Here is a 22,442-nt window from a genome sequence, read left to right on the forward strand (position 1 = left end):
ACGCTGTTGCGCCCGCTCGACAACCGCTGCGCTGACATTAGCGGGATTGTGCCGCGGATAGTGTTATTTGCAGTACACGCCACAAGCCCACAGTGAATGTGATTCTTCGTCACAGACACATTTGTGCGGCGGTGACCACTCAGCGAAGTTTGCCGAAGCGGGGCCCGAACAGCGCCGCCGGAAAAACTTCCTGCTCGACCAGGGCGGTACGCCACGGCGTCGCCAATTCCAGCAACCGCTTGGCACCCTCCTCACCCAGCGCATCCCACGGAGCCAAAGCGAGGTCGTCAGTCAGGTCTTCGACGACGTCACGCAGTTCCTGCCCGTCCTCGGTCAGTGCACCGGACGAACGATCCAGCAGTTCGCGGTCCTTCAAACTCTCGACGGCCTCGTCCCACTGTTCCTGCGACCATCCGCGGCGAGTCTGCGCGAACTTACGCTGAAACCCGATTCCCGTCGCGGTGTGCGTGATCAACGCGTCCAGGCCGTTCAATCCCGCGGTCTGAAGAGCCGCAATGTGGCCGTCGCCGCGATACTCACGCAGCAGTGTCAGCGCGTGCCAGAAACGCAGGTGCGGTTCGGTCGGCCAGTCGAGCGACGCCCAACCCGCATACAGGGGGCGGCCGTCCACTCCGGGGATGTTCTGAGCCGCGATCGACACGAGTTCGGCGGCCTCGGCCATGTCTGCCGATCCTGTCACGTCCGCACCGAACAGGCGGACGTACGCCGCGTCAATTGCCCGATACCGCGCGGCGACAACCTCTGTGGGCCTTGCCAATTCCCAGGCACGTGGGATGACGCTGGCGATCAGTTCGGGATTGAAGTTGAAGAAGGTGGCCGTGACGACAGTCGCGGGTGGAGCGCCGAGCGGTGCTGATCGCCCCGCGAAGTACACCATTCGGCCGGGCTCCAACCCGACGCCGACAAGCTCCTTCTCCGTCTCCGGGACGAAGTACGCCAACGAGTGGAGAAGTTCGAGAGTCCGCGCGGTCTTGCCTGCAGTCTGTGCATCCATACCTGAAACCGTAGCGGTCGAGAGCACGAACCCACGCGAGGCGACCTACTTGAGACCCGCGGCGTCCATCCCTCGGAGCTCCTTCTTCAAATCCGAGATTTCGTCTCGCAATCGCCCAGCCAACTCGAACTGAAGGTCGCGTGCAGCGTTCATCATCTGATCGGTGAGTTCCTTGACCAGATCTGCCAATTCGGCCCGAGGCATCGATTTGGTGTCGCGCCCCTCGTACACACCCGCACTGACCGAACGACCGGCCTCGCCCTGCGCACGCCGACCACGCGTCGCATTGCGACCCGAACCACCGACGTCCACGGACGCCGCTGTGTCCTCTGCCTCCTCGTACACCTGATCGAGAATGTCCGCGATCTTCTTGCGTAGAGGTTGTGGGTCGACGCCCATCTTCTCGTTGTAGGCGACCTGCTTCTCGCGTCGCCGCTCGGTTTCCTCGATGGCCTGCGCCATGGATGCGGTGATCTTGTCCGCATACATGTGTACTTGGCCGGACACATTTCGAGCCGCTCGACCGATCGTCTGAATGAGGCTGGTGGAGCTACGAAGGAAGCCTTCCTTGTCGGCATCGAGGATCGCGACCAGCGACACCTCGGGGAGGTCGAGTCCCTCACGCAGGAGGTTGATGCCGACCAACACGTCGTACTCGCCCAGGCGGAGCTGCCGGAGCAGCTCGACTCGCCGGAGCGTATCGATATCCGAGTGCAGATACCGGACGCGAATTCCGAGTTCGAGAAGGTAGTCGGTCAGGTCTTCCGACATCTTCTTGGTCAACGTCGTGACCAGCACACGCTCGTCACGTTCGGCACGCTCACGGATCTCGTGAACGAGATCGTCGATCTGCCCCTTGGTGGGTTTGACGATGACCTCGGGATCGATCAATCCGGTCGGGCGAATCACCTGCTCGACGAACTCACCGCCGGACTGACCTAACTCGTACTTACCGGGCGTCGCCGACAGGTAGACGGTCTGACCGATCCTCTTACTGAATTCTTCCCAAGTCAGAGGGCGGTTATCGGTTGCCGACGGTAGCCGGAATCCGAATTCGACCAGGTTGCGCTTGCGCGACATATCGCCCTCGTACATGGCGCCGATCTGCGGAACGGTCACATGTGACTCGTCGATGACCAGCAGGAAATCTTCGGGGAAATAGTCGATCAAAGTTGCGGGGGCAGTTCCGGGGCCACGGCCGTCGATGTGGCGCGAGTAGTTCTCGATGCCGGAGCAGAATCCGACCTGCTTGATCATCTCTAGGTCGTACTGCGTTCGCATGCGCAGACGCTGAGCTTCGAGAAGCTTGCCCTTGCCCTCGAGTTCCGCGAGCCGCTCTTCCAGTTCCGCCTCGATGTCCTTGGCTGCACGCTCCATGCGTTCAGGACCGGCGACGTAGTGCGTCGCCGGGAAGATGCGAACCGTGTCGACCTGGCGAACGATGTCCCCGGTCAGTGGATGTAGGTAGTACAGCGCCTCGATCTCGTCACCGAAGAATTCGATGCGGACCGCCAGCTCTTCGTAGGAAGGAATGATCTCGACCGTGTCGCCGCGCACGCGGAACGAACCTCGCGTGAACGCCATGTCGTTGCGGTTGTACTGAACGTCGACGAGCAGACGGAGGAACGCGTCGCGCGGTACCTCGACACCGACGTCGAGCTGAATCGAGCGATCGAGATACGACTGCGGTGTACCGAGGCCGTAGATGCACGACACCGAGGCCACCACGACCACATCCCGTCGTGACAGAAGGCTGGACGTTGCCGAGTGGCGAAGCCGCTCGACGTCGTCATTGACCGACGAATCCTTCTCGATGTAAGTGTCCGTCTGGGCGATGTACGCCTCGGGTTGGTAGTAGTCGTAGTACGAGACGAAGTACTCGACCGCGTTGTTGGGAAGCATTTCCCGAAGCTCGTTCGCGAGCTGAGCCGCCAAGGTCTTGTTCGGAGCCATCACCAAAGCCGGGCGCTGCAGCTTTTCGATCAACCACGCTGTTGTCGCGGACTTACCGGTACCGGTCGCACCGAGGAGGACAACGTCCTTCTCTCCCTCATTGATCCGTTTTTCAAGCTCGGCGATAGCTGCCGGCTGATCGCCTGCCGGTTCGTACGGGCTGACGACCTCGAAGCGCGCGTCTGAGCGCTCGATGTCACCAACCGGCCGAAACTCGGAATGCGCGACCACGGGATGTTCGGAAGCAAACGCCATGAAACCAGGGTAGGCGCACCCACCGACACAATGCCTGCTCGTCCGCGTTCAGCCGAAAATGCAGTTCGGCGGTAGGTTCTTCAACCATGAGCGAGGAACGTCCCCACATTCACCGGCCGAAGGTCGAAACCTTCGACATCGCAGCTCGCACCAACGTCGATCCCAAGGGTTTCGTTCGCCCGGTCGAGCACTACCGCGAAGAACCGTGGGGGCTGTACATGGCGCGCCACGCCGACCATCCCCGGTTTCACTACCTGGAGTCCTGGATCATTCCCGAACTCGGAATTCGGGCGTCGATCCTGCACTTCACCCCGGAACATGTCCGAGACTGGGATTTCTATGTCGACATCGGCGACTTCACCCGMGGTGAGCAGGTCTGGACATCCGAGGACCACTACCTCGACCTGATCGTGCAGACCGGACGCAGCGTCGAATTGCTCGACGTCGACGAATTGCTCGAGGCGAACACCGCCGGGATTCTCGACCCGAAGACGTCAGAGCGCGCGATGCTGAACGCGGCCCGCGCTATCGACGGCATCGCCGCCCACGGTCACGATCTCGACGCCTGGCTCACCTCGGTGGGCATGCCGGTCACGTGGCGCTGAGCGGTTAGAGGGACCAGCCTGATTTCTCGGCCCACTCCCACGCCCGGTGGAAAGCGGTGTCGAACCACGGCGTCTTGACGCCCAGGTAGGCGTCGATCGCAGCGGCGTAGTCGTCGATGCCTGCGGCACTCTCGGCTGCCTTGACCTTGAGTTCGGCATACTCGGCACGCGCCGACGCATCGGCGCGAAGCCAGTCGCGGAAGAGGATCGCGAACTGCTGACCGGGCCAACCGTCCACCCGAATGTGAATATTCGCGCGGCGCCCTGGATCGGCACTGCCGTGAATCCGCTTTGCCCACACCGCCGGATCGGTTTCACCACCGAGGTACGACGGTTTCGGGTCGTCGGCGACGATGTGCTCGATCCGGGGGAACCCGGCAGCGGCCAGATCTTCCGCGAGGTCGTCGGCAACGCCGAGGTGCTCGACAGTGATCTGAATGTCGATCACGTCCTTGGCATCGAGACCAGGCACTGCGGTCGATCCGATGTGATCGATACGGCGCGCGCGGTCGCCGGACGCCAGCGACAACCGGCCGATGATCCGTTCGGCCTGTGCCGGCCACGACGGGTCAGCTGGAGCCAGCTCCGGCAGTGCACGTACTACCGTGCGCTCGCGGAGGTTCTTCTCGAAAGGTACAAGTCGATTCGCCCACAGGTCGCGGACCACGTCGTCGAGTGAACCCGGCTCTCCGCTGTTGTCGAGCCACACGTCGGCAACCGCACGACGCTGATCGTCATGTGCCTGCGCTGCGATGCGCGCACGAGCGTCGGATTCCGGCATGCCGCGTGAGCCCACCAAGCGTCGAACTCGTTCCTCCTCGTCGACGTAGACGATGACGACCAGGTTGAACGCCGGCGCCATCGAACCCTCGACCAACAGCGGAATGTCTTGAACGAGCACTGCATCCGACGGTGCAGACGAGATCTGCTCCATCGTCCGCGCACCGATAAGTGGGTGAAGGATGCCATTGAGAGTTCCGCGTGACGTGTCGTCGGCAAACGCCAACGAGGCCAGCGCGGGGCGGTTGAGGCTGCCGTCCTCCGACAGAATCCCGTCGCCGAATGCGTCGACCAGAGCGGCAAGGCCAGGAGTACCGGGCTCGACCACTTCTCGGGCGATCAGGTCGGCGTCGACGATGACGGCTCCCAGTTCGCTGAGGATTTTCGACACTGTCGACTTACCGGCTCCGATGCCTCCAGTGAGGCCTACTCTCAACACACTCGACAGTCTCTCATCTCCGCGCCCGAGAGATTGAGACACGCCTACCGATCGAACACGCCGGGGCGTTCGAGGCTCAAATACCACAATTTCGGTGACCGTGCGGTTATGTTCTAGCGAACGCACCTGTACCTGCACCTTCTCGAGAAAGTGGACGCCATGCGAGCAGATCGCGACCATCACGGTCAGCACCGCCTCGGAATGCCGAACGGCGTGCACTGCATAGAGTTTCCCGAAGTTGCTTTTGCCCTGGCAGAGCACCGTCGTACGTGGTTCACGATGCTCGTGAGCCAAGGCCGACACAGCTTCGCATCGATGCGTAAGCGCACAGCCGAAGCGACCGCCACCTACTGGGTGCCTGCTCCCGCAAACTGAGTTTTTTCACGAAGTAAAAAATGACCGGCAACCCTACGGTGCCGGTCATTTTTGCGTTCACTCACTGAATTCTTCGCGTGCCACTGATACCTGACCGAGAAAGAACCCCGCCCCTGCAAGTGCAGGGACGGGGTTCTTCACAGATCTCGCTTGATCAGATCAAGCGGTAATCCTTATGCGTTGCCCGACAGCTTCTCGCGAAGTGCGGCGAGCTGCGCATCGCTGGCAAGCGATCCGCCAGCGGACTCTGCCGGAGCGGAGCCGGCAGCAGCCGGAGCCTCAGCATCGTCTGCAGCAGCCGTCTCCGAGGAGTAGCCGGCAGCAGCGGTGGCAGCCTCAGCGGCCTCGTCTGCAGCGGTCTTCTCCATCTGAGTGGTGTGCATCTTGTGGCGACGCTCAGCCTCGGCGTAGCGGTTCTCCCACTCTTCGCGCTGCTTGTCGAAGCCCTCGAGCCATTCGTTGGTCTCGGGATCGAAGCCCTCGGGGAAGATGTAGTTGCCCTGCTCGTCGTACGAGTCGGCCATGCCGTACTTGGACGGATCGAACTCGGCGTTGTAATCCTCGTTGGCCTGCTTCAGCGACAGCGAGATACGACGACGCTCGAGGTCGATGTCGATGACCTTGACGAGTGCATCGTCGCCGACGCCGACAACCTGGTCCGGAACCTCGACGTGGCGCTCAGCGAGCTCCGAGATGTGAACGAGGCCTTCGATTCCCTCTTCGACGCGCACGAATGCACCGAACGGAACCAGCTTCGTGACCTTGCCGGGCACGATCTGGCCGATGGCGTGCGTGCGGGCGAACTGACGCCACGGATCTTCCTGCGTTGCCTTGAGCGACAGGGAGACGCGCTCGCGGTCCAGGTCGACGTCGAGAACCTCGACGGTGACCTCGGTGCCGACCTCGACAACCTCGGACGGGTGATCGATGTGCTTCCAAGACAGCTCGGAAACGTGAACCAGACCGTCTACGCCGCCCAGGTCCACGAATGCACCGAAGTTGACGATGGAGGACACGACGCCCTTGCGGACCTGGCCCTTCTGGAGCTGGTGCAGGAATTCGCTGCGAACCTCGGACTGAGTCTGCTCGAGCCATGCGCGGCGCGACAGGACCACGTTGTTGCGGTTCTTGTCGAGCTCGATGATCTTGGCCTCGATCTCCTTGCCGACGTACGGCTGGAGGTCGCGGACGCGACGCATTTCGACGAGCGAAGCGGGGAGGAAGCCACGAAGACCGATGTCAAGGATGAGGCCGCCCTTGACGACCTCGATGACGGTGCCCTTGACGGCCTCGTCCTTCTCCTTGAGCTCCTCGATGGTGCCCCAGGCACGCTCGTACTGAGCGCGCTTCTTCGACAGGATCAGTCGACCTTCTTTGTCCTCCTTGGTGAGGACGAGAGCCTCGACCGCATCTCCCACGGAGACGACCTCGTTGGGGTCGACGTCGTGCTTGATGGAGAGCTCACGAGAAGGGATGACACCTTCGGTCTTGTAACCGATGTCGAGCAGAACCTCGTCGCGGTCGACCTTGACGATGGTTCCTTCGACGATGTCACCATCGTTGAAGTACTTGATCGTGGCATCGATGGCGGCGAGGAAGTCCTCGGCGGAGCCAATGTCGTTAATGGCAACCTGCGGCGAGGTGACGGTTGTGGAGGGCATATGTTGAATTGCTCCGGACGAGTTGTGGTCGGTTGATGGATTTTGTCGGACGAGATGCGCAACTGTGGCGTACAAATGTTGGAAGTACTTTTGTGAAGTACTAGATCGAAGTACCCAGCTGCATCAATAACGAACAACCGAATACCGGATCACATTCCACACCACGGAAGCGCACCGCGAGCTCCCTCGGTCCAACTGATTCCGAGACCTTGGTAAAGATCCCGTATAGACAATCGGTCGGATGACAGACACTCGCGTGAGTAAGACTACGCGTCGGCTATCTTGCCGGGCAAACCCGGGTACCCTGCGCCCGCATCGCCCGTTCTACTGTGTTGTTCATGTCTGACGAGCGCCATGCCGCCGCCAATTCCATTCTCGGCACCAGCGGTGTCGGCCGGGTCCGTGTCGATTCCAGTGCCAGCGACCGTGCCAGCCGTGCGTGGTGGGACGCCGACGCCGACGATTACCACCGAACCCACGGCGAGTTTCTGGGCGTGAACAGCGCGGAAGGTGAATTCGTCTGGTGCCCCGAAGGGCTGCACGAGGGCGATCACCACTTACTCGGCGACATAGTCGACAAAGACATATTGGAAGTGGGTTGCGGCTCGGCGCCGTGTGCCCGATGGCTCGCCGGACACGGTGCTCGGGCCGTCGGTCTCGACATCTCGATGGGGATGCTCGCCCGCGGGCAGGACGCGATGAATGCCGGCGGACCGGCAGTCCCGTTGATTCAGGCAAGTGCGGAACTCCTGCCATTTGCCGACGAGAGTTTCGACATCGTCTGTTCTRCGTTCGGCGCCGTCCCGTTCGTTGCCGATTCGCAGCGAGTGATGAACGAAGTCGCCCGGGTTCTGCGTCCCGGCGGATCGTGGGTCTTTGCCGTCAACCATCCGATCCGATGGATCTTCCCCGACGATCCCGGGCCGAAGGGCTTGACCGCGACCCTCCCGTACTTCGACCGCACCCCGTATGTCGAGGTCGATGACAACGGAGTCCCCACCTACGTCGAGCATCACCGCACCATCGGCGACCGGGTTCGTGAGATCGTCGCGGCCGGACTTCAGGTGCGCGACATCATCGAGCCCGAATGGCCGGAGTGGTTGGACCGCGAATGGGGACAGTGGAGTCCCCTGCGCGGCCAACTCTTTCCGGGCACTGCAATTTTCAGCGCCGTCAAACCCTGACGGCTACAGCAGCTTCGACAGGAACGCCTTGGTCCGATCGTGCTGCGGATTGGCCAGGAGTTCCCGGGGCTCGCCTGCCTCGACCACAACTCCCCCGTCCATGAACACCAACTGATCTGCGACCTCGCGGGCGAAACCCATCTCGTGGGTGACGACCACCATCGTCATGCCTTCTTTGGCCAATTGCTTCATCACAGTGAGAACTTCACCGACGAGTTCGGGGTCGAGCGCGGACGTCGGCTCGTCGAACAGCATGAGCTTCGGGTCCATCGCGAGAGCGCGGGCTATGGCAACTCTTTGCTGCTGACCACCCGACAACTGGGCCGGGTAGGCGTTGGCTTTGGCGCTCAACCCGACCTGATCGAGGAGGTCCTTCGCTCGTTCGACAGCCTTCTTCTTACTGACGCGCTTCACCTGCGTCGGCGCTTCGATGATGTTCTCGAGAGCGGTGCGGTGCGGGAACAGGTTGAAGTGCTGAAACACCATCCCGATGTCGCGGCGTTGTTTGGCCGCTGCTCGCGGGTGGAGTTCGTACAGTTTGCCGTTCTTCTCCGAGTAGCCCACCAGGTCGCCGTCGACGTACAGTCGGCCGGCGTTGACCTGCTCGAGGTGATTGATGCAGCGCAAGAACGTCGACTTGCCCGACCCGGACGGACCGACCAGGCAGAGGACCTGGCCAGGGTCGATTTCGAGCGAAATCCCTTTCAGGACCTCCAGTGCGCCGAAGTTCTTACAAACTCGGTCTGCTTTCACCATGGGTGTCATTTGCGTTCTCCTCCGGGGGTATCCGGAAGCGTTTCCACTACCGTAGCTTTTCCTTGCGCGTCGGCCAGTGCCTGAAGCTGGCGTGTGGTCAGTGCTCGGGTTGCGCCCTTCGAATAGTGACGCTCGACGTAGTACTGCCCGATCATGAGCAGACTCGTGATCGCGAGGTACCACGTTGCCGCCACCATCAACAGGGGAATCGGCTCGAAGTTGGCGCCCGAGATATCGCGCGCTCGACCGTACAACTCGAAGCTGTAAGGGACCGCCGTCACGAGCGAGGTGGTCTTGAGCATGCTGATGACTTCGTTACCGGTCGGCGGAATGATGACGCGCATCGCCTGCGGTAGAACGGTTCGGCGCATCGTCTGACTCCACGTCATACCCAAGGCAACAGATGCTTCGGTCTGGCCCTCGTTGACCGAACTCACGCCGGCACGGACGATCTCGGCCATGTATGCAGCCTCGTTCAATGCCAAACCGATCACCGCAAACAGAAACGCTGCCTGCAAGTCCTGGAGATTGATGTGCGCAAACTGATGTACGAAGGGAATACCGAGATCGATGCTCTTGTAGATCGACGGGAACAGGCCCCAGAAGACCAACTGCACGTAGACAGGGGTTCCTCGAAAGATCCACAGATAGCCCCAGGCCGCGGCGCGAAGCACCGGGTTGGGAGAAAGTCGCATGACTGCCAAAATCACACCGAGGACGATCGCGATCACCATTGCCAGCACCGTCAGCTGGATCGTTGTCCACGCACCAGCGGAGATCCGTTTGTCGAACAGATACTGACCGTAAGTCCCCCATGCAAAGGCTTCGTTGGTCGCCGCGCCGTAAGCGAACAGTCCGAAGAGGACCACGACGACGACCGCGGCAATCCAACGACCAGGTCTGCGAAGTGGAATCGCCTTGATCGGCACCGGATCGCCGGTCTCAGTTGTTGTCATGTTCATCAGCTTTCCGCGCCGTTGATCTTGGATACTTCGATGACGCCGGCCTCGACACTCCAGGTCTGCGCGATCTGTTGATAGACGCCGTTGTCGATCAGGTACTGCATTGCCTGCTGCAGGGCGGGCCCAAGGGCGGAACCCTTCACGATCGGCCAGCCGTACGGCGCCGAATCAAAGGGTTCTCCCGCAGCTTCCATCCGGCCCTTGCTCCGTTTGATCGCATAGCCGGTCACTGGCGAATCAGCGGACAGCGCGTCGACTCGACCGAGGATGAGCGCGTTGGCCGCGTCGTCCTGGCTGTCGTACTTGATCTTGTCGATCGGGGGCTTGCCCTCGGCCACGCATGCCTCGCTCTTGGCAGGCACCTCGTCGATGTCCTCGGTGGTCGTGGTCTGCACCGCCACCCGAAGCCCGCATGCGTTGTTCGGATCGACTGGCTTGTCCGGCCGTTGCGCCCACTGGATACCTGCGCTGTAGTACGTGACGAAGTCGACCGTCTTCTCGCGTTCCTTGGAGTCGGTGAACGAAGACATGCCGAGGTCGTAGCTTCCCGACTGGATAGCGGGGATGATCTTGTCGAAGTCGGCTTGGTTGAAGACAGCTTCGACACCGAGCACGGCGGCAACGGCATTCATCAGGTCGACGTCGAAACCGACGATGTTGCCGTCCGCGTCCTTGAATTCGTTTGGCGCGTACGGAATGTTGACGCCGACCTGCAGCTTGCCCGAATCCGTGACCTTGGACGGCAGAAGAGCGGCGATCTCGGGCACCTTCTGGACATCAAGTGGCGGCCCTTCCGGAACGAGACCCTCGTTGTTGGTGACACATCCGCCGCACAGTGCGACGATCAAGCCCACCAACAGGACTCGCACCACGTTGGTGCGGATACGCCCGCCACTGCTCGAGCCATAACCCACGCCACGTGGCCTTGGTGCCCGTGCGTTTTCATCGACCACGACTCTGCTCTCCACTCGTCGATCGCCGCACTTGCAACGTCCATCCGAAATTCAGTCGAACGGTAGGTTACGGCAGGAGTTCCACCGTCGCCGACTTCGCAAGATTCCGGCCTGTCGTACAAGAATCAGCGACGCAGAGTGTGTGCGTACACGACTTCGGAAAATTCGCTGGTCGATGCCAAACCGCCGAGGTCGGCGGTCGCGATACCCGACGCGATGGTCGTGCGAACCGCGTCTGAAATGCGGCGTGCCGCCGCAGACAACAACCGATCTCCGCGCGCATCACCGAGCCAGTCGAGCATCATCGCACTCGAGAGGAACAGTGCCGTCGGGTTCGCCCGGTTCTTCCCGGCGATGTCGGGTGCTGCACCGTGCGCAGCCTGAGCCATGACCTGCGTCTCGGAAGCGTTGATCGACGGCGCGGTTCCGAGTGAACCGGACAGCTCGCCCGCCAGATCCGACAAAATGTCGCCGAACATGTTTTCGGTCACCACGACGTCGAAGTCTCCGCCGCGTCGAACGAGGTGCGCCGCCATCGCGTCGACGTGCTCGTCGTCGACGACTACGTGGGGGTACTCCGCGGCGACGGTTCGGCAGGCGTCGCGGAAGAGGCCGGTGGTCAGTGTCAGGACGTTGGCCTTGTGGACGATCGTGACGTGATTGCGCCGACGCGACGCCAACGCGAAGGCAGTGCGTGCGATCCGTTCGCATGCAGCGCGGGTGAACACACCGACGGCCAGGGCGATGTCTGGCGTCGGCATGAATTCGCCGCTGCCAACTGCCATGTTCCGATCCGCGTACAACCCCTCGGTGTTCTCGCGGACGATCACCAGATCCATGTCGGGGACCATCGCCTTGACGCCGGGGAATGCTGCTGCCGGTCGGATGTTCGCGAACAACTCGAACTTTTTCCGGATGACGCCGCCGGGGGTGAGTTGTCCGCGAAACCTCTCGGGATACGACGCGCTGTCATGGGGTCCGAGGATCCAGCCTTGCAGCTGCCCCAACCCATCGATGGTTTCGTCGGGAATTGGCGTGCCGTGAGTGTCGATGGCCGTACTCCCGAGCGGAAGCTCGACCCACTCGACGGGCGGAGCGTGAACCGATGACAGCGCCGCATCCACGATCTGCCGTGTCGCCGGGACGATTTCGTGGCCAATTCCGTCGCCGTGCATGAGTCCCAGCCGCATGGCCGGAGTACCGATTGCGCTCGCACCTGTCATCAGGCAATCATTGCTCACCATGGTCCAGTCGGTGGAATTGCTCCTCGATCCGGTGAGTGAGTCGGCAGTGCGAGCACAATGGCAGCTTCTCGCCGACGCCGGATTACCGAGTCAGGCCTCTCATCACAGCCCGTCCAACCGTCCGCACATCACGCTGTTCGTCGCCCGTGAGATCCCCGCGGAGATCGACGAACTGTTGGTGCGGCGCTTCTCGGCCCCGGACTTCGAGGTCCGGCTGGGTGGCTACGTCGTGTTCGGCGGCAAGCAGATGGTCTTGGCGCGCTCGGTTGTTCCTTCGCGTGCACTCCTTCACCTGCACCGAGAAATAGCCGAGTCAACAGTTGGCTCGACGGCACTTCCCGCCCACGTCGAGCCCGGCGCGTGGACGCCTCATGTGACGCTCGCCCGACGCGTCGAACCTGCACGTCTGGGTGAAGCCATCGCCCTGCTCGGCACCGACGTGATTCACGGGCGCAGCGGCGGGATCAGGCGCTGGGACGGCGAACAGAAGACGGAATGGTTACTGACACCGCCGGTGTGACAGAGCGGGTTGCACGTCGGGTCACCAGGATTCCCGCGATCACCGCCAGCGCACCAACCGGCTGATTCCAGCCAACGCTTTCGTCCAAGACTATTGCGCCGAGAGCGACGCCCACCACTGGACTGAGATAAGTGACGGTGGACGCCGCAGTCGGCCCCCACCCCTGAACGACGTTGGTGTTCCAGATAAATGCGAGCCCGGTCCCCAGTGCGCCCAGAGCGATCATCGACAGGACAACTGCCGGCGTGAGGTGCATCGGCGTGTTTGCGACGACCGGAGAGGCCAGAACCATCACGAAAGCACCGATACTGATTTGCACAAGCGCGACCGTACGAGTGTCGACGCCGAGAGGAACCACGAAACGCCTGAGGTAGACAAACGAAATCCCGTACGACGCAGTCGCTCCCAGGCAAGCCACCTGCGCACTGAGGGTTCCGCCGACGCCGAGATTCCACGGCGCCAACACGATCAGCACTCCACCGAATCCGAGAAGCAACCCCAGCGACTTGTATCGCGTCAGCGTCTCCCCCGGCAGAAAGGCAAGGGAGACAGCCATAGTCATCAGTGGCGTGGTGGCGTTGTAGATGCTCGCGAGTCCCGAGGACATGTCCTGCTCCGCCCAACTGAACAGCAGCCACGGAACGATGCATTGCGTCGCTGCGAGAAAGGCCAGGTGCTTCCAAACACGAAATTCCCTCGGTAGGCCGATCCGGCTGACCGCTGACACGAGAACCAGCGCGAGCGCACCGAAGACCAAGCGCCACAGAACTACCTGCGTGAAGGACAGACCTTCGAGCCCGATCTTCATGAAGAGGAAACTGGCTCCCCACACCACCGCAGCTGCGGGGTATTGAAAGGCCAGACTTGCCCTCAAAGGGTGAAGTCTCCGTGCGGACTGACGTCGTGACGAGTGTCGGGCGTTCGGCCGGCAAGAGCTAGTACGTTCAGGACCAGTAGGACCAAGAGGCTGACGACGATGATTGCCATGTGTCCAGCCTGACGGAATGTCCCACGTGGCAGTAGTGGCAGAAAAGCCAGACTTGGACGATTTTCTGCCACTTTCCCGTTTTTCTGTCACACTCGAAAGATGCTCGCGAAAGTGGTGGTCCCACTGATGCCGATGACCGAGGCGTTCGAACTCGGCGTGGCATGTGAAGTCTTCGGCTTCGACCGATCCGACGACGGCCTCCCCACGTACGACTTCTCGCTGATCGCCGCAGTTCCGGGCCCGATCCGAACGCGGTTCGGTTACAACATCGATGTTCCGTACAACCTCGATTCTCTCGACGACGCCGACCTCATCGTCGTTTCCGCCGGCGGAACCTACGACGCCGGCGACGCGTACATGTGCTCACCGAGTCCCGACTCGAGTGTCGATCCCCTGCTGGTCAAACTCAACGAGGCCGTAGCCCGGGGCGCCAAGGTGGCGAGCCTGTGCACCGGAGCGTTTGTCCTCGGCGCGGCTGGACTACTGGGCGGAAGGCGATGCACGACGCATTGGCGGCACGCAGAGAGGCTTGCCCAGACGTATCCGGAAGCCAAGGTCGATCCGGACGTGTTGTACGTGGACGAAGATCCGGTGTTCACCAGCGCAGGCACCGCGGCAGGAATCGATCTGTGCCTGCACATCGTGCGAAAGGAACAGGGTTCTCGTGTCGCCAACGGCATCGCGAGAAGGATGGTGGTGCCACCCCACCGTGACGGTGGGCAGGCCCAGTACGTCGCCACTCCCCTCACCTCGACGCCGAGTGCAACCCTTGCCCCACTCCTCGACTGGATGACGGAGAATCTCGCCCTCGACCTCACTGTCGGAATGGTCGCGGCCCGAGCGAACATGTCCGCTCGCACATTTGCCCGCCGTTTCCAAGCGGAAACGGGAACAACTCCCGCCCGCTGGCTCAGCGATCAGCGAGTACTGGCCGCCCAGCAACTCCTGGAGAATTCGGACCTCTCCGTCGATGTCATCGCAGAACGCGTCGGTTTCGGCGGCGGCGCCGTGCTTCGCCAGCACTTCATCCGGCTTCGCTGCACCACGCCCCAGGCCTACCGCCGGACGTTTCGGGCGACCGAGAACGCAAGCTGAAATCGGCTCAGGGAAGAATCAGCGGTTCCGGGGCGTTGCACACACCAACAGCCCGCACAATGGAAAGGACCCCTGTGGCCACCCAGACACTCACCCAGCAGAACTTCGACGAAACGATCAACGGCAGCGACGTCGTCCTCGTGGACTTCTGGGCCTCCTGGTGCGGCCCGTGCCGCCAGTTCGCACCGACGTTCGAAGCCTCTTCGGAGAAGCACGCCGACGTCGTTCACGCCAAGGTCGACACCGAGGCCGAGCAGGGAATCGCAGCGGCCGCCAACATCCGCTCCATCCCCACGATCATGGCCTTCCGCGAAGGCGTACTCGTGTTCAACCAGGCCGGCGCTCTTCCCGCCGCTCAGCTCGAAGAGCTCGTCACTCAGGTCAAGGCACTCGACATGGACGAGGTCCGCAAGCAGATCGCAGAGCAGACCGCTTCAGCTGAATAGCGAAAAGAGCGTGCTCCGCCGCGCTGTCCCAGCTTCGACCGGTTCCCACCGAAACATCCAGGGGTACCGACAACTCGATGGCTGTGGCCATCTTGTCCTTGACCAGTGCGGTGACTTCCTCCAACTCGGAGGCGACCACTTCGAGCACCAATTCGTCGTGCACCTGCAACAGCATGCGCGACTTCAATCCGGCTTCGGCGAGAGCCTTCTGAACATTGATCATCGCGACCTTGATGATGTCGGCTGCGGTGCCCTGGATCGGCGCATTCAGGGCAGCCCGTTCGGCCACCTCACGACGCTGACGGTTGTCGCTGTTGAGGTCCGGCAGGTAGCGACGACGACCGTAGAGCGTCGAGGTGTAGCCGTCCTTACGTGCCTGCTCGACCACCGCGTGGAGGTAATCCCGCACGCCGCCGAAACGAGCGAAGTACGCATCCATCTGCTGCTTCGCTTCTTCGGTCGAAATCTTCAGCTGCGACGCCAATCCGTAGGCACTGAGCCCGTAGGCCAGACCGTAGGACATCGCCTTGACCCGGCGACGCAGTTCAGGAGTGACCTCTTCGATCGGAACTCCGAATGCGCGCGAGCCGACAAAGCTGTGCAGGTCCTCACCGGTGTTGAATGCCTCGATCAGTCCCTCGTCGCCTGACACGTGCGCCATGATGCGCATTTCGATCTGGCTGTAGTCGGCAGTGAGCAGAACGTCGAAACCTTGCCCGACTACGAATCCGTCGCGAATCTCGCGCCCCGCGTCGTTTCGCACCGGGATGTTCTGCAAGTTCGGATCGGTCGACGACAGACGTCCGGTCGCGGCAACCGTCTGGTTGAACGTCGTGTGAATGCGTCCGTCTTCGGCCACGGCCTTGAGAAGACCGTCGACGGTCACCTTCATACGCGTCGCGTCACGGTGCGCGAGAAGGTGTTCGAGGAACGGGTGTCCTGTCTTGTCGAACAGACCCTGCAACGCCTCGGCGTCGGTGGTGTAGCCCGTCTTCGTCTTCTTGGTCTTGGGCATGTCGAGTTCTTCGAACAGGACCACCTGCAGCTGCTTCGGCGAACCCAGGTTGATCTGCTTGTCGATCACCTCGTACGCGGAGTTTGCGGCGTCGGCGACCTGGGAGGCGAAACGGCTCTGAAGATCGTGCAGATGCGCGCTGTCGACGGCGATGCCGGTGGCCTCGATCTGTGCGAGCTCGATCGTCAACGGCAGTTCCATGTCGGAGAGGAGCGACTTGGACTCGATCGACTCCAACTCGGTGTCCAGTGCAGCTGCCAAGTCGAGAACGGCCTGAGCGCTGAGCATCGCGGTCTCGGCTGCTTCGGCATCGAGCTGTTCGGTGTCGTCGAGCAGTGAAAGCTGTTCCTGGCCGGATGTTTCGGCGCGCAGTTCACGCTTGAGGTAGCGGAGCGAGAGGTCGTCGAGATTGAAGCTGCGCTGGCCCGGCCGGACGAGGTATGCGGCCAGAGCGGTGTCGCTGGTCAGTCCACCGAGCGTCCAACCACGCCCACGCAGAGCGTGGATCGCCCACTTGGCTTCGTGCAGCGCCTTCGGCTGCGATGCGTCGGCGAGCCAATCACCGAGAGCTGCTTCGTCTTCCGGTGTTGCCGTCGACGCCGCGATGTATGCACATTCACCGTCGGAGGCCGCGATCGCGAGTGCAGTGACGTCGCCGGCAAACGGAGTTCTGGTTCCGAGCACTGTGACGCCGTGACGCTCACCGGTTCGCGCGTGGGCATCGAGCCACGCGGCAACCGCACCCGGGGCGAGTGCATCGCCGCTGACCTCGAACCCTTCCTCTGCTTCGGGCTCGGACGACGACAGGGTCGCGAACAGTCGATCGCGGAGAACCTTGAACTCGAGATCGTCGAACAACGCATGAATCTTCTCGCGGTCCCACGGGGCCAACACCAACTGCTCGGGCGTGTACGGCAACGGGACGTCGCGAACCATCTCGGTGAGCTGACGATTGAGCAGGACGTTTGCGAGGTTCTCTCGTAGTGAGTCGCCCACCTTGCCGCGGACCTTGTCCACGTTGTCTACCAGTCCCTGCAGGTCACCGTACTCACGGATCCACTTGGTAGCGGTTTTCTCGCCGACGCCGGGGATACCGGGGAGGTTGTCACTCGGGTCGCCGCGCAGGGCAGCAAAATCCGGATACTGCGACGGAGTGAGGCTGTACTTCTCCTCGACGGCCGTCGGCGTGAATCGGGTGAGCTCCGAGACACCCTTCTTCGGGTAGAGCACAGTGACGTTGTCGGTCACCAGCTGCAGCGAGTCGCGGTCGCCGGTCACGACGAGAACCCGGTATCCGAGTGCCTCCGCCTGCGTGGTCAACGTGGCAATCACGTCGTCGGCCTCGAAACCTTCCTCGGCCATGACCGGGATGCCCAGCGCGCCGAGAACGTCCTTGGTGATGTCGATCTGGCCCTTGAATTCGTCCGGAGCCTTCGCACGCTGCGCCTTGTATTCGGGGAACAGGTCGGCGCGAAACGTCTGACGCGACACGTCGAAAGCCGCGGCCAAGTGGGTGGGCTGCTCGTCACGAAGAAGGTTGATCAACATCGACGTGAAGCCGTACACCGCGTTGGTGGCCTGCCCACTGTGTGTCTTGAAGYTCTCTGCAGGCAGCGCATAGAAGGCGCGAAATGCCAACGAATGCCCGTCGAGAAGCATCAGAAGAGGGCGATCGTCCGCCTTGCCGGTGGTGCCGGCTGAAGCGGTGGACGTGCTGGACCGAGTTGTGGTTGCGGGGCTCACGGTTCATCAGTCTAGGGATCGCGACCGACATCGACGCCTTCGCCGTTGTTTACGCAGGAACAGACACAAGAATCGGACAATTGATGCAGCCTTCGGCCTTCGATACGGAACCGAAACATCCCGGAAATCTCAGAACCCCATCTGAAGCGAACGGAGCCGTTAGAGTCCGGAAATCGCAGCAACGAAACAATCCCTGTGCTGCGCGGCACCTTTGTCCAGACGCGCTATTCCCGACCCGCTCGGAGGACGTACGTGGCCCCACCCGTAGTGAAACGGCAGACCCTCGCGACACTCAGCCGACTACTGGCCTTTGCATTACTGACGTTCTTCGCATTACTCAGCCTGGCCGGAACTGCTTCGGCTCAGGAACCGACCACTTCCCCTACACCGCCGACCCCGACAGCATCCGCAACACCGACAGCACCGGTTCCCGACAACGCTGTCCCCGTCAGCGGCAATCTCAACAACGGCGGCACACGCCTCGAGGGCGTCACCGTCCGTGCGCTCGATTCTTCCGGTACGGAAGTCGCCACCGGAGGATCGGCATCGAACGGCCGTTGGGAACTGGCCGTGGCACCGGGCACCTACACCTTCGAGATCGTTGCCGACACACTTCCCGACGGGGTCAGTGTGCAAGCCGCTGTCGAACGCGAGGTGGTGGCCGGCCGCGCGAACACCGTGATCTTCTCGTTCGGCGAGGTACGTACCGCCTCGAATGTCAGCTTCGGCGAGAAGCTGATCCGCACGACGGTCGACGGTCTGCGGTTCGGCCTCGTGATCGCGATCGCCGGTGTGGGTTTGAGCCTGATCTACGGCACCACTGGCCTGACCAACTTCGCTCACGGCGAGATGGTGACGTTAGGAGCCGTTGCTGCCTGGGTGATCAACACGTCCTTCGGCGTTCCGCTGATTCCCGCCACGATCCTCGCGATCTTCGTCGGCATCGGCATCGGCCTGCTGACCAACGGAATCGTCTGGAAACCACTGCGTAAGCGCAAGACCGGGTTGATCGCGCAATTGGTGGTCTCGATCGGTCTCGCGATTTCATTGCGCTACTTGATCCTGATCTTCTTCTCCGACCGCGCCGAACCGTTCGACGACTACCAGGGCCAGGTCGAGAAGAACTGGGGCCCGATCGCACTGACCGACGCCAACGCGATAGTCATGATCGTCAGTCTGGTCGTCCTGGTCGGCGTCGCACTGCTTCTGCAGAAGACTCGCATCGGAAAGGCCATGCGTGCCGTCTCCGACAATCGTGACCTCGCCGCTTCGTCCGGTATCAACGTCGAGCGCGTGATCATGTTCGTCTGGGGGCTCGGCGGCGGATTGGCCGCCCTCGGCGGTGTGCTGTTCGGTATCTCCGAACTCGGCGGACGCGTCCAGTGGGAAATGGGCTTCAAACTGTTGCTGCTCATGTTCGCCGGCATCACCCTCGGTGGTCTGGGAACCGCGTACGGGGCGCTACTCGGCTGCGTCATCGTGGGACTTCTGGTCCAACTCTCGACGCTCATCATCAACCCCGATCTCAAATACATCGGCGGACTTCTCGTCTTGATCGTGATCCTCGTGGTTCGCCCCCAGGGCATCCTCGGATCCAGACAAAGGATCGGGTGACGAACATGGACATCATGGGAGCTTTCCAGGTTTCCTTCGCCCAGTTGATCGGGCCGTCGGCAATCTTCTACGCACTGCTGGCAATCGGGCTGAACCTGCACTTCGGCTACGCCGGACTGCTCAACTTCGGTCAGATCGGTTTTGCCCTCCTCGGCGGCTACGGCGTCGGCATCATGACCGTGACCTACGACCAGCCGTTGTGGCTCGGCATCCTCGTCGGACTTACCGCAGCCGGGCTCCTCGCGCTCGTGCTCGGTATCCCGACGCTGCGTCTGCGCGCCGACTATCTCGCCATCGTCACCATCGCCGCTTCGGAGATCCTGCGTCTGATCTTCCGCTCGACCGCGTCGGATTCGGTGACCGGTTCCACCAACGGCCTGTTCGGTTTCGCAGACCCGTTCACCGCGCTGAGCCCCTTCGACTCGGCCAAGCAGTACTCGTTTCTCGGCGTGAAGTTCTACGGAGACGACCTCTGGTCGATGGTCGTGGGGTGGACGCTGGTCTTGATCTTGTGCGGATTTGTCTACCTGTTGACGCACAGTCCGTGGGGGCGCGTCCTCAAGGCGGTACGCGAAGACGAGGACGCAGCGCGATCGTTGGGCAAGAACGTCTTCGTGTACAAGATGCAGGCTCTGGTTCTCGGCGGCGTGATCGGTGGCCTGGCCGGTGTGTTCAACGCCCTGCAGACCAAGTCCATCAACCCGGACTTCTACTCGACCGCGCAGACGTTCTTCGCGTTCGGCGCACTGATTCTGGGCGGGGCGGCAACGGTATTCGGCCCGGTGGTCGGCGCAATGTTGTTCTGGTTCCTCCTCGCCATCCCTGATGCCTTGCTGCGTCAGGCGATCTCCGGCGAAAATCCGCTGCTTTCACTCACGGAACAGCAAGTCGGGGCCACCAGGTATGTCCTGCTCGGATTGATGATTGCTCTCCTGATGGTCTTCAGACCGCAGGGAATACTGGGTAACAAGCGGGAGGTGCAACTCAATGCTTGACGCCGATACCAGAGCACAGATCTTTGCCGACGTTCCTCACCTTCCCGGATCGGCGAAACCCGACCCGGTACTGGTCGCTGACAACGTCTCGCGGACGTTCGGCGGTCTCAAGGCCGTCGACGTCGATCACCTCGAGATTCAACGAGGGTGCATCACAGGTCTGATCGGTCCAAACGGTGCCGGAAAAACGACGCTCTTCAACCTCCTCACCGGTTTCGACCGGCCGGACACCGGTACGTGGTCGATGGACGGTCAATCGCTGGGCCGCATGTATCCCCACCAGGTAGCCAGGAAAGGAGTGGTACGGACGTTCCAGTTGACCAAGGCGCTCTCCAAACTCACCGTGCTGGACAACGTACGTCTCGGCGCCACCGGCCAACGTGGTGAACGCATTTTTGCATCCCTCGTTCCGTGGATCTGGAAAGGCCAGGAACGCGAGATCACCGAACGCGCCAACGAACTCCTCGCACGATTCAAACTCGACACCAAGGCAGACGACCTCGCCGGTTCACTCTCCGGTGGGCAGCGCAAACTGCTCGAAATGGCTCGCGCACTCATGACCTCGCCCTCGGTGGTGATGCTCGACGAACCGATGGCGGGGGTCAATCCTGCTCTGACGCAAAGCCTGCTCGGACACATCAAATCATTGCGCGACGACGGAATGACGGTCGTGTTCGTCGAGCACGACATGGACGTGATCCGAGATATCAGCGATTGGGTGGTGGTCATGGCGCAGGGCAGCGTCATCGCCGAATCCACCCCGGACGAACTCTCGTCCAACACAGCCGTCGTCGACGCATATCTGGGCAGCCACCATGACCAGGCCCTCGAGTTCGACGACAACGGAAATCCGGTGGGCGAGACGGCCGTTCTGGCCGCCGCCCTGGCTGAAGCCGAGGTCGAAACCCTCGAGTCGGGCGGGGACCTGTCGGAACCCGACGTCGACAACCTTCCGGCCGATCTCGCCGCGACGCTGGAATCGAGTCCCGAGGAACCGCGCGGAAGGCACGAGAAGCCATGAGCGAGAACCACGCACGTTCACTCACGCCTGCAGAGTTCGCCGCGACGGCCGAGGAGCATCAGCGACTGTCGGCAGGTGCCCTGCTCCGCGCCGACAGCCTCGTCGCGGGCTACATTCCCGGCGTCAACATCCTGCGTGAATGCAACTTCTTCCTGAAGGAAGGGGAAATCGTCGGGATCATCGGACCGAACGGCGCAGGCAAATCGACACTCCTGAAATCACTGTTCGGACTGATACCGGTACGCGAAGGGTCGGTCACCCTACGCGAGGACAACATCACGTCTGCGCCCGCTCACGTCCTCGTTCAGAAGGGAGTCGGGTACGTCCCTCAGACACAGAACGTCTTTCAGACTCTGACCATCGAAGAAAACCTCGAAATGGGCATTTATCTGCGTCCCAAGGCATTCGCGGAACGATTCGCCTTCGTGAGTGAACTGTTCCCTCTTCTGAGTGAACGACGAAAGGTGAAGGCCGGCGCACTCTCCGGCGGCGAACGCCAGATGGTCGCGATGGGCCGGGCCCTGATGATGGATCCGTCGGTGCTGCTGCTCGACGAACCGTCCGCGGGCCTGTCCCCCATGTTCCAGGACGAGGTGTTCATCCGCTGCAAGAAGATCAATGCTGCGGGTGTCTCGGTCATCATGGTCGAGCAAAACGCGCGCCGCTGCCTTCAGATCTGCGACCGCGGCTACGTACTCGATCAGGGTAAGAACGCGTACACCGACACCGGCGCCAATCTGATGAACGACCCCAAGGTGATCGAGTTGTACTTGGGAACGCTCGCTGGAAGCAAAGAGAAGTAGGACAGACACGAGAATGGGCC

The 22,442-nt window shown here is 61.8% G+C and carries 19 protein-coding genes and 1 pseudogene; 10 read left to right on the forward strand and 10 right to left on the reverse strand.

The window, feature by feature from the left end; all coding sequences use genetic code 11:
• Positions 1–139 precede the first annotated feature (139 nt).
• Together AC1DWA_RS21890 and uvrB are read right to left on the reverse strand one after the other, a co-directional pair.
• The gene (locus tag AC1DWA_RS21890; RefSeq protein WP_029538185.1) at positions 140–1,015 is read right to left on the reverse strand and encodes an SCO6745 family protein; all 876 of its coding nucleotides are present in this window, start codon (positions 1,013–1,015) and stop codon (positions 140–142) included.
• Positions 1,016–1,060: 45 nt separating this feature from the next.
• Positions 1,061–3,223: an excinuclease ABC subunit UvrB gene (uvrB, locus tag AC1DWA_RS21895; protein WP_269577976.1), complete on the reverse strand. Its 2,163-nt coding sequence runs from the start codon at positions 3,221–3,223 to the stop codon at positions 1,061–1,063.
• An 86-nt stretch (positions 3,224–3,309) separates the two neighbouring features.
• Here uvrB and AC1DWA_RS21900 point away from each other — a divergent pair, with 86 nt between their 5' ends.
• Positions 3,310–3,828, forward strand: coding sequence for a ribonuclease FAU-1 family protein (locus tag AC1DWA_RS21900; RefSeq protein WP_060939347.1), 519 nt, complete (start codon positions 3,310–3,312; stop codon positions 3,826–3,828).
• Positions 3,829–3,832: 4 nt separating this feature from the next.
• On the opposite strand, the gene coaE is transcribed toward AC1DWA_RS21900, so the two are convergent.
• Positions 3,833–5,047, reverse strand: coding sequence for a dephospho-CoA kinase (gene coaE / locus AC1DWA_RS21905; RefSeq protein ID WP_019748631.1), 1,215 nt, complete (start codon positions 5,045–5,047; stop codon positions 3,833–3,835).
• 159 nt (positions 5,048–5,206) lie between these two features.
• On the opposite strand from coaE, the gene AC1DWA_RS21910 reads away from it, so the two are divergent.
• On the forward strand, positions 5,207–5,422 hold the full coding sequence (locus AC1DWA_RS21910; protein WP_003944056.1) for a hypothetical protein: 216 nt from the start codon (positions 5,207–5,209) through the stop codon (positions 5,420–5,422).
• Positions 5,423–5,595: 173 nt separating this feature from the next.
• On the opposite strand, the gene rpsA is transcribed toward AC1DWA_RS21910, so the two are convergent.
• Positions 5,596–7,083, reverse strand: coding sequence for a 30S ribosomal protein S1 (gene rpsA, locus AC1DWA_RS21915; protein ID WP_019748632.1), 1,488 nt, complete (start codon positions 7,081–7,083; stop codon positions 5,596–5,598).
• 338 nt (positions 7,084–7,421) lie between these two features.
• Here rpsA and AC1DWA_RS21920 point away from each other — a divergent pair, with 338 nt between their 5' ends.
• On the forward strand, positions 7,422–8,267 hold the full coding sequence (locus tag AC1DWA_RS21920) for a class I SAM-dependent methyltransferase (RefSeq protein WP_477917022.1): 846 nt from the start codon (positions 7,422–7,424) through the stop codon (positions 8,265–8,267).
• Between the two features lie 3 nt (positions 8,268–8,270).
• Here AC1DWA_RS21920 and AC1DWA_RS21925 read toward each other — a convergent pair whose 3' ends face one another.
• From AC1DWA_RS21925 to AC1DWA_RS21940, 4 genes are all read right to left on the reverse strand, one after another.
• Complete coding sequence (locus AC1DWA_RS21925) at positions 8,271–9,032, reverse strand: amino acid ABC transporter ATP-binding protein (protein ID WP_019748634.1); 762 nt, start codon at positions 9,030–9,032, stop codon at positions 8,271–8,273.
• Positions 9,029–9,985: an amino acid ABC transporter permease gene (locus AC1DWA_RS21930; protein ID WP_355334292.1), complete on the reverse strand. Its 957-nt coding sequence runs from the start codon at positions 9,983–9,985 to the stop codon at positions 9,029–9,031. The genes AC1DWA_RS21925 and AC1DWA_RS21930 overlap by 4 nt, the downstream gene beginning before the upstream one ends.
• Entirely contained in the window at positions 9,985–10,857 is an 873-nt protein-coding gene (locus AC1DWA_RS21935) for an ABC transporter substrate-binding protein (RefSeq protein ID WP_024487476.1), read from the reverse strand. Before AC1DWA_RS21935 ends, AC1DWA_RS21930 begins: the two co-directional genes overlap by 1 nt.
• A 206-nt stretch (positions 10,858–11,063) precedes the next feature.
• Positions 11,064–12,161, reverse strand: a complete 1,098-nt coding sequence (locus AC1DWA_RS21940) for an isocitrate/isopropylmalate dehydrogenase family protein (protein ID WP_060939360.1) — start codon at positions 12,159–12,161, stop codon at positions 11,064–11,066.
• Here AC1DWA_RS21940 and AC1DWA_RS21945 point away from each other — a divergent pair.
• Entirely contained in the window at positions 12,127–12,702 is a 576-nt protein-coding gene (locus tag AC1DWA_RS21945) for a 2'-5' RNA ligase family protein (RefSeq protein WP_021344392.1), read from the forward strand. The two genes, AC1DWA_RS21940 and AC1DWA_RS21945, sit on opposite strands and share 35 nt — an antisense overlap.
• Here the strand turns inward: AC1DWA_RS21945 and AC1DWA_RS21950 are convergent.
• Positions 12,647–13,576, reverse strand: coding sequence for a DMT family transporter (locus AC1DWA_RS21950; protein ID WP_477846778.1), 930 nt, complete (start codon positions 13,574–13,576; stop codon positions 12,647–12,649). The genes AC1DWA_RS21945 and AC1DWA_RS21950 overlap by 56 nt on opposite strands.
• 213 nt (positions 13,577–13,789) lie before the next feature.
• Between AC1DWA_RS21950 and AC1DWA_RS21955 the strand changes: the two genes are divergently transcribed.
• Both AC1DWA_RS21955 and trxA read left to right on the forward strand, forming a co-directional pair.
• A complete protein-coding gene (locus AC1DWA_RS21955; protein WP_046378632.1) occupies positions 13,790–14,785 on the forward strand; it encodes a helix-turn-helix domain-containing protein in 996 nt (331 codons plus the stop codon).
• A gap of 74 nt (positions 14,786–14,859) precedes the next feature.
• Positions 14,860–15,231 carry a thioredoxin gene (gene trxA, locus AC1DWA_RS21960; RefSeq protein ID WP_003944106.1) on the forward strand — a complete coding sequence of 124 codons (372 nt, stop codon included), beginning with the start codon at positions 14,860–14,862 and terminating at the stop codon, positions 15,229–15,231.
• A 16-nt stretch (positions 15,232–15,247) separates the two neighbouring features.
• On the opposite strand, the pseudogene polA reads toward trxA, so the two are convergent.
• Positions 15,248–17,989 (reverse strand): annotated as a pseudogene (gene polA, locus AC1DWA_RS21965) (DNA polymerase I); the annotation flags it as partial.
• A gap of 303 nt (positions 17,990–18,292) precedes the next feature.
• On the opposite strand from polA, the gene AC1DWA_RS21970 reads away from it, so the two are divergent.
• Genes AC1DWA_RS21970 through AC1DWA_RS21985 form a run of 4 tightly spaced genes read left to right on the forward strand, consistent with a single transcriptional unit; the run spans position 18,293 to position 22,422 of the window.
• Positions 18,293–19,603, forward strand: a complete 1,311-nt coding sequence (locus AC1DWA_RS21970) for a branched-chain amino acid ABC transporter permease (RefSeq protein ID WP_037137305.1) — start codon at positions 18,293–18,295, stop codon at positions 19,601–19,603.
• Between the two features lie 5 nt (positions 19,604–19,608).
• Positions 19,609–20,598: a branched-chain amino acid ABC transporter permease gene (locus AC1DWA_RS21975; RefSeq protein ID WP_003944088.1), complete on the forward strand. Its 990-nt coding sequence runs from the start codon at positions 19,609–19,611 to the stop codon at positions 20,596–20,598.
• Positions 20,591–21,619, forward strand: a complete 1,029-nt coding sequence (locus AC1DWA_RS21980) for an ABC transporter ATP-binding protein (RefSeq protein ID WP_029255470.1) — start codon at positions 20,591–20,593, stop codon at positions 21,617–21,619. Before AC1DWA_RS21975 ends, AC1DWA_RS21980 begins: the two co-directional genes overlap by 8 nt.
• Positions 21,616–22,422: an ABC transporter ATP-binding protein gene (locus tag AC1DWA_RS21985; protein WP_007728720.1), complete on the forward strand. Its 807-nt coding sequence runs from the start codon at positions 21,616–21,618 to the stop codon at positions 22,420–22,422. Before AC1DWA_RS21980 ends, AC1DWA_RS21985 begins: the two co-directional genes overlap by 4 nt.
• The last annotated feature ends 20 nt before the right edge of the window (positions 22,423–22,442 follow it).

This window comes from Rhodococcus sp. P4_F3_2 (assembly GCF_056401335.1).

What these genes read in the sequence shown, in the direction of transcription:
- rpsA (WP_019748632.1), bottom strand. Translation starts at nt 7,083, where the DNA reads ATGCCCTCCACAACCGTCACCTCGCCGCAGGTTGCCATTAACGACATT.
- AC1DWA_RS21980 (WP_029255470.1), top strand. Translation starts at nt 20,591, where the DNA reads ATGCTTGACGCCGATACCAGAGCACAGATCTTTGCCGACGTTCCTCAC.
- uvrB (WP_269577976.1), bottom strand. Translation starts at nt 3,223, where the DNA reads ATGGCGTTTGCTTCCGAACATCCCGTGGTCGCGCATTCCGAGTTTCGG.
- AC1DWA_RS21890 (WP_029538185.1), bottom strand. Translation starts at nt 1,015, where the DNA reads ATGGATGCACAGACTGCAGGCAAGACCGCGCGGACTCTCGAACTTCTC.
- AC1DWA_RS21975 (WP_003944088.1), top strand. Translation starts at nt 19,609, where the DNA reads ATGGACATCATGGGAGCTTTCCAGGTTTCCTTCGCCCAGTTGATCGGG.
- AC1DWA_RS21910 (WP_003944056.1), top strand. Translation starts at nt 5,207, where the DNA reads ATGCGAGCAGATCGCGACCATCACGGTCAGCACCGCCTCGGAATGCCG.
- AC1DWA_RS21940 (WP_060939360.1), bottom strand. Translation starts at nt 12,161, where the DNA reads ATGACAGGTGCGAGCGCAATCGGTACTCCGGCCATGCGGCTGGGACTC.
- AC1DWA_RS21930 (WP_355334292.1), bottom strand. Translation starts at nt 9,985, where the DNA reads ATGAACATGACAACAACTGAGACCGGCGATCCGGTGCCGATCAAGGCG.
- AC1DWA_RS21945 (WP_021344392.1), top strand. Translation starts at nt 12,127, where the DNA reads ATGGCCGGAGTACCGATTGCGCTCGCACCTGTCATCAGGCAATCATTG.
- AC1DWA_RS21955 (WP_046378632.1), top strand. Translation starts at nt 13,790, where the DNA reads ATGCTCGCGAAAGTGGTGGTCCCACTGATGCCGATGACCGAGGCGTTC.
- AC1DWA_RS21985 (WP_007728720.1), top strand. Translation starts at nt 21,616, where the DNA reads ATGAGCGAGAACCACGCACGTTCACTCACGCCTGCAGAGTTCGCCGCG.
- AC1DWA_RS21925 (WP_019748634.1), bottom strand. Translation starts at nt 9,032, where the DNA reads ATGACACCCATGGTGAAAGCAGACCGAGTTTGTAAGAACTTCGGCGCA.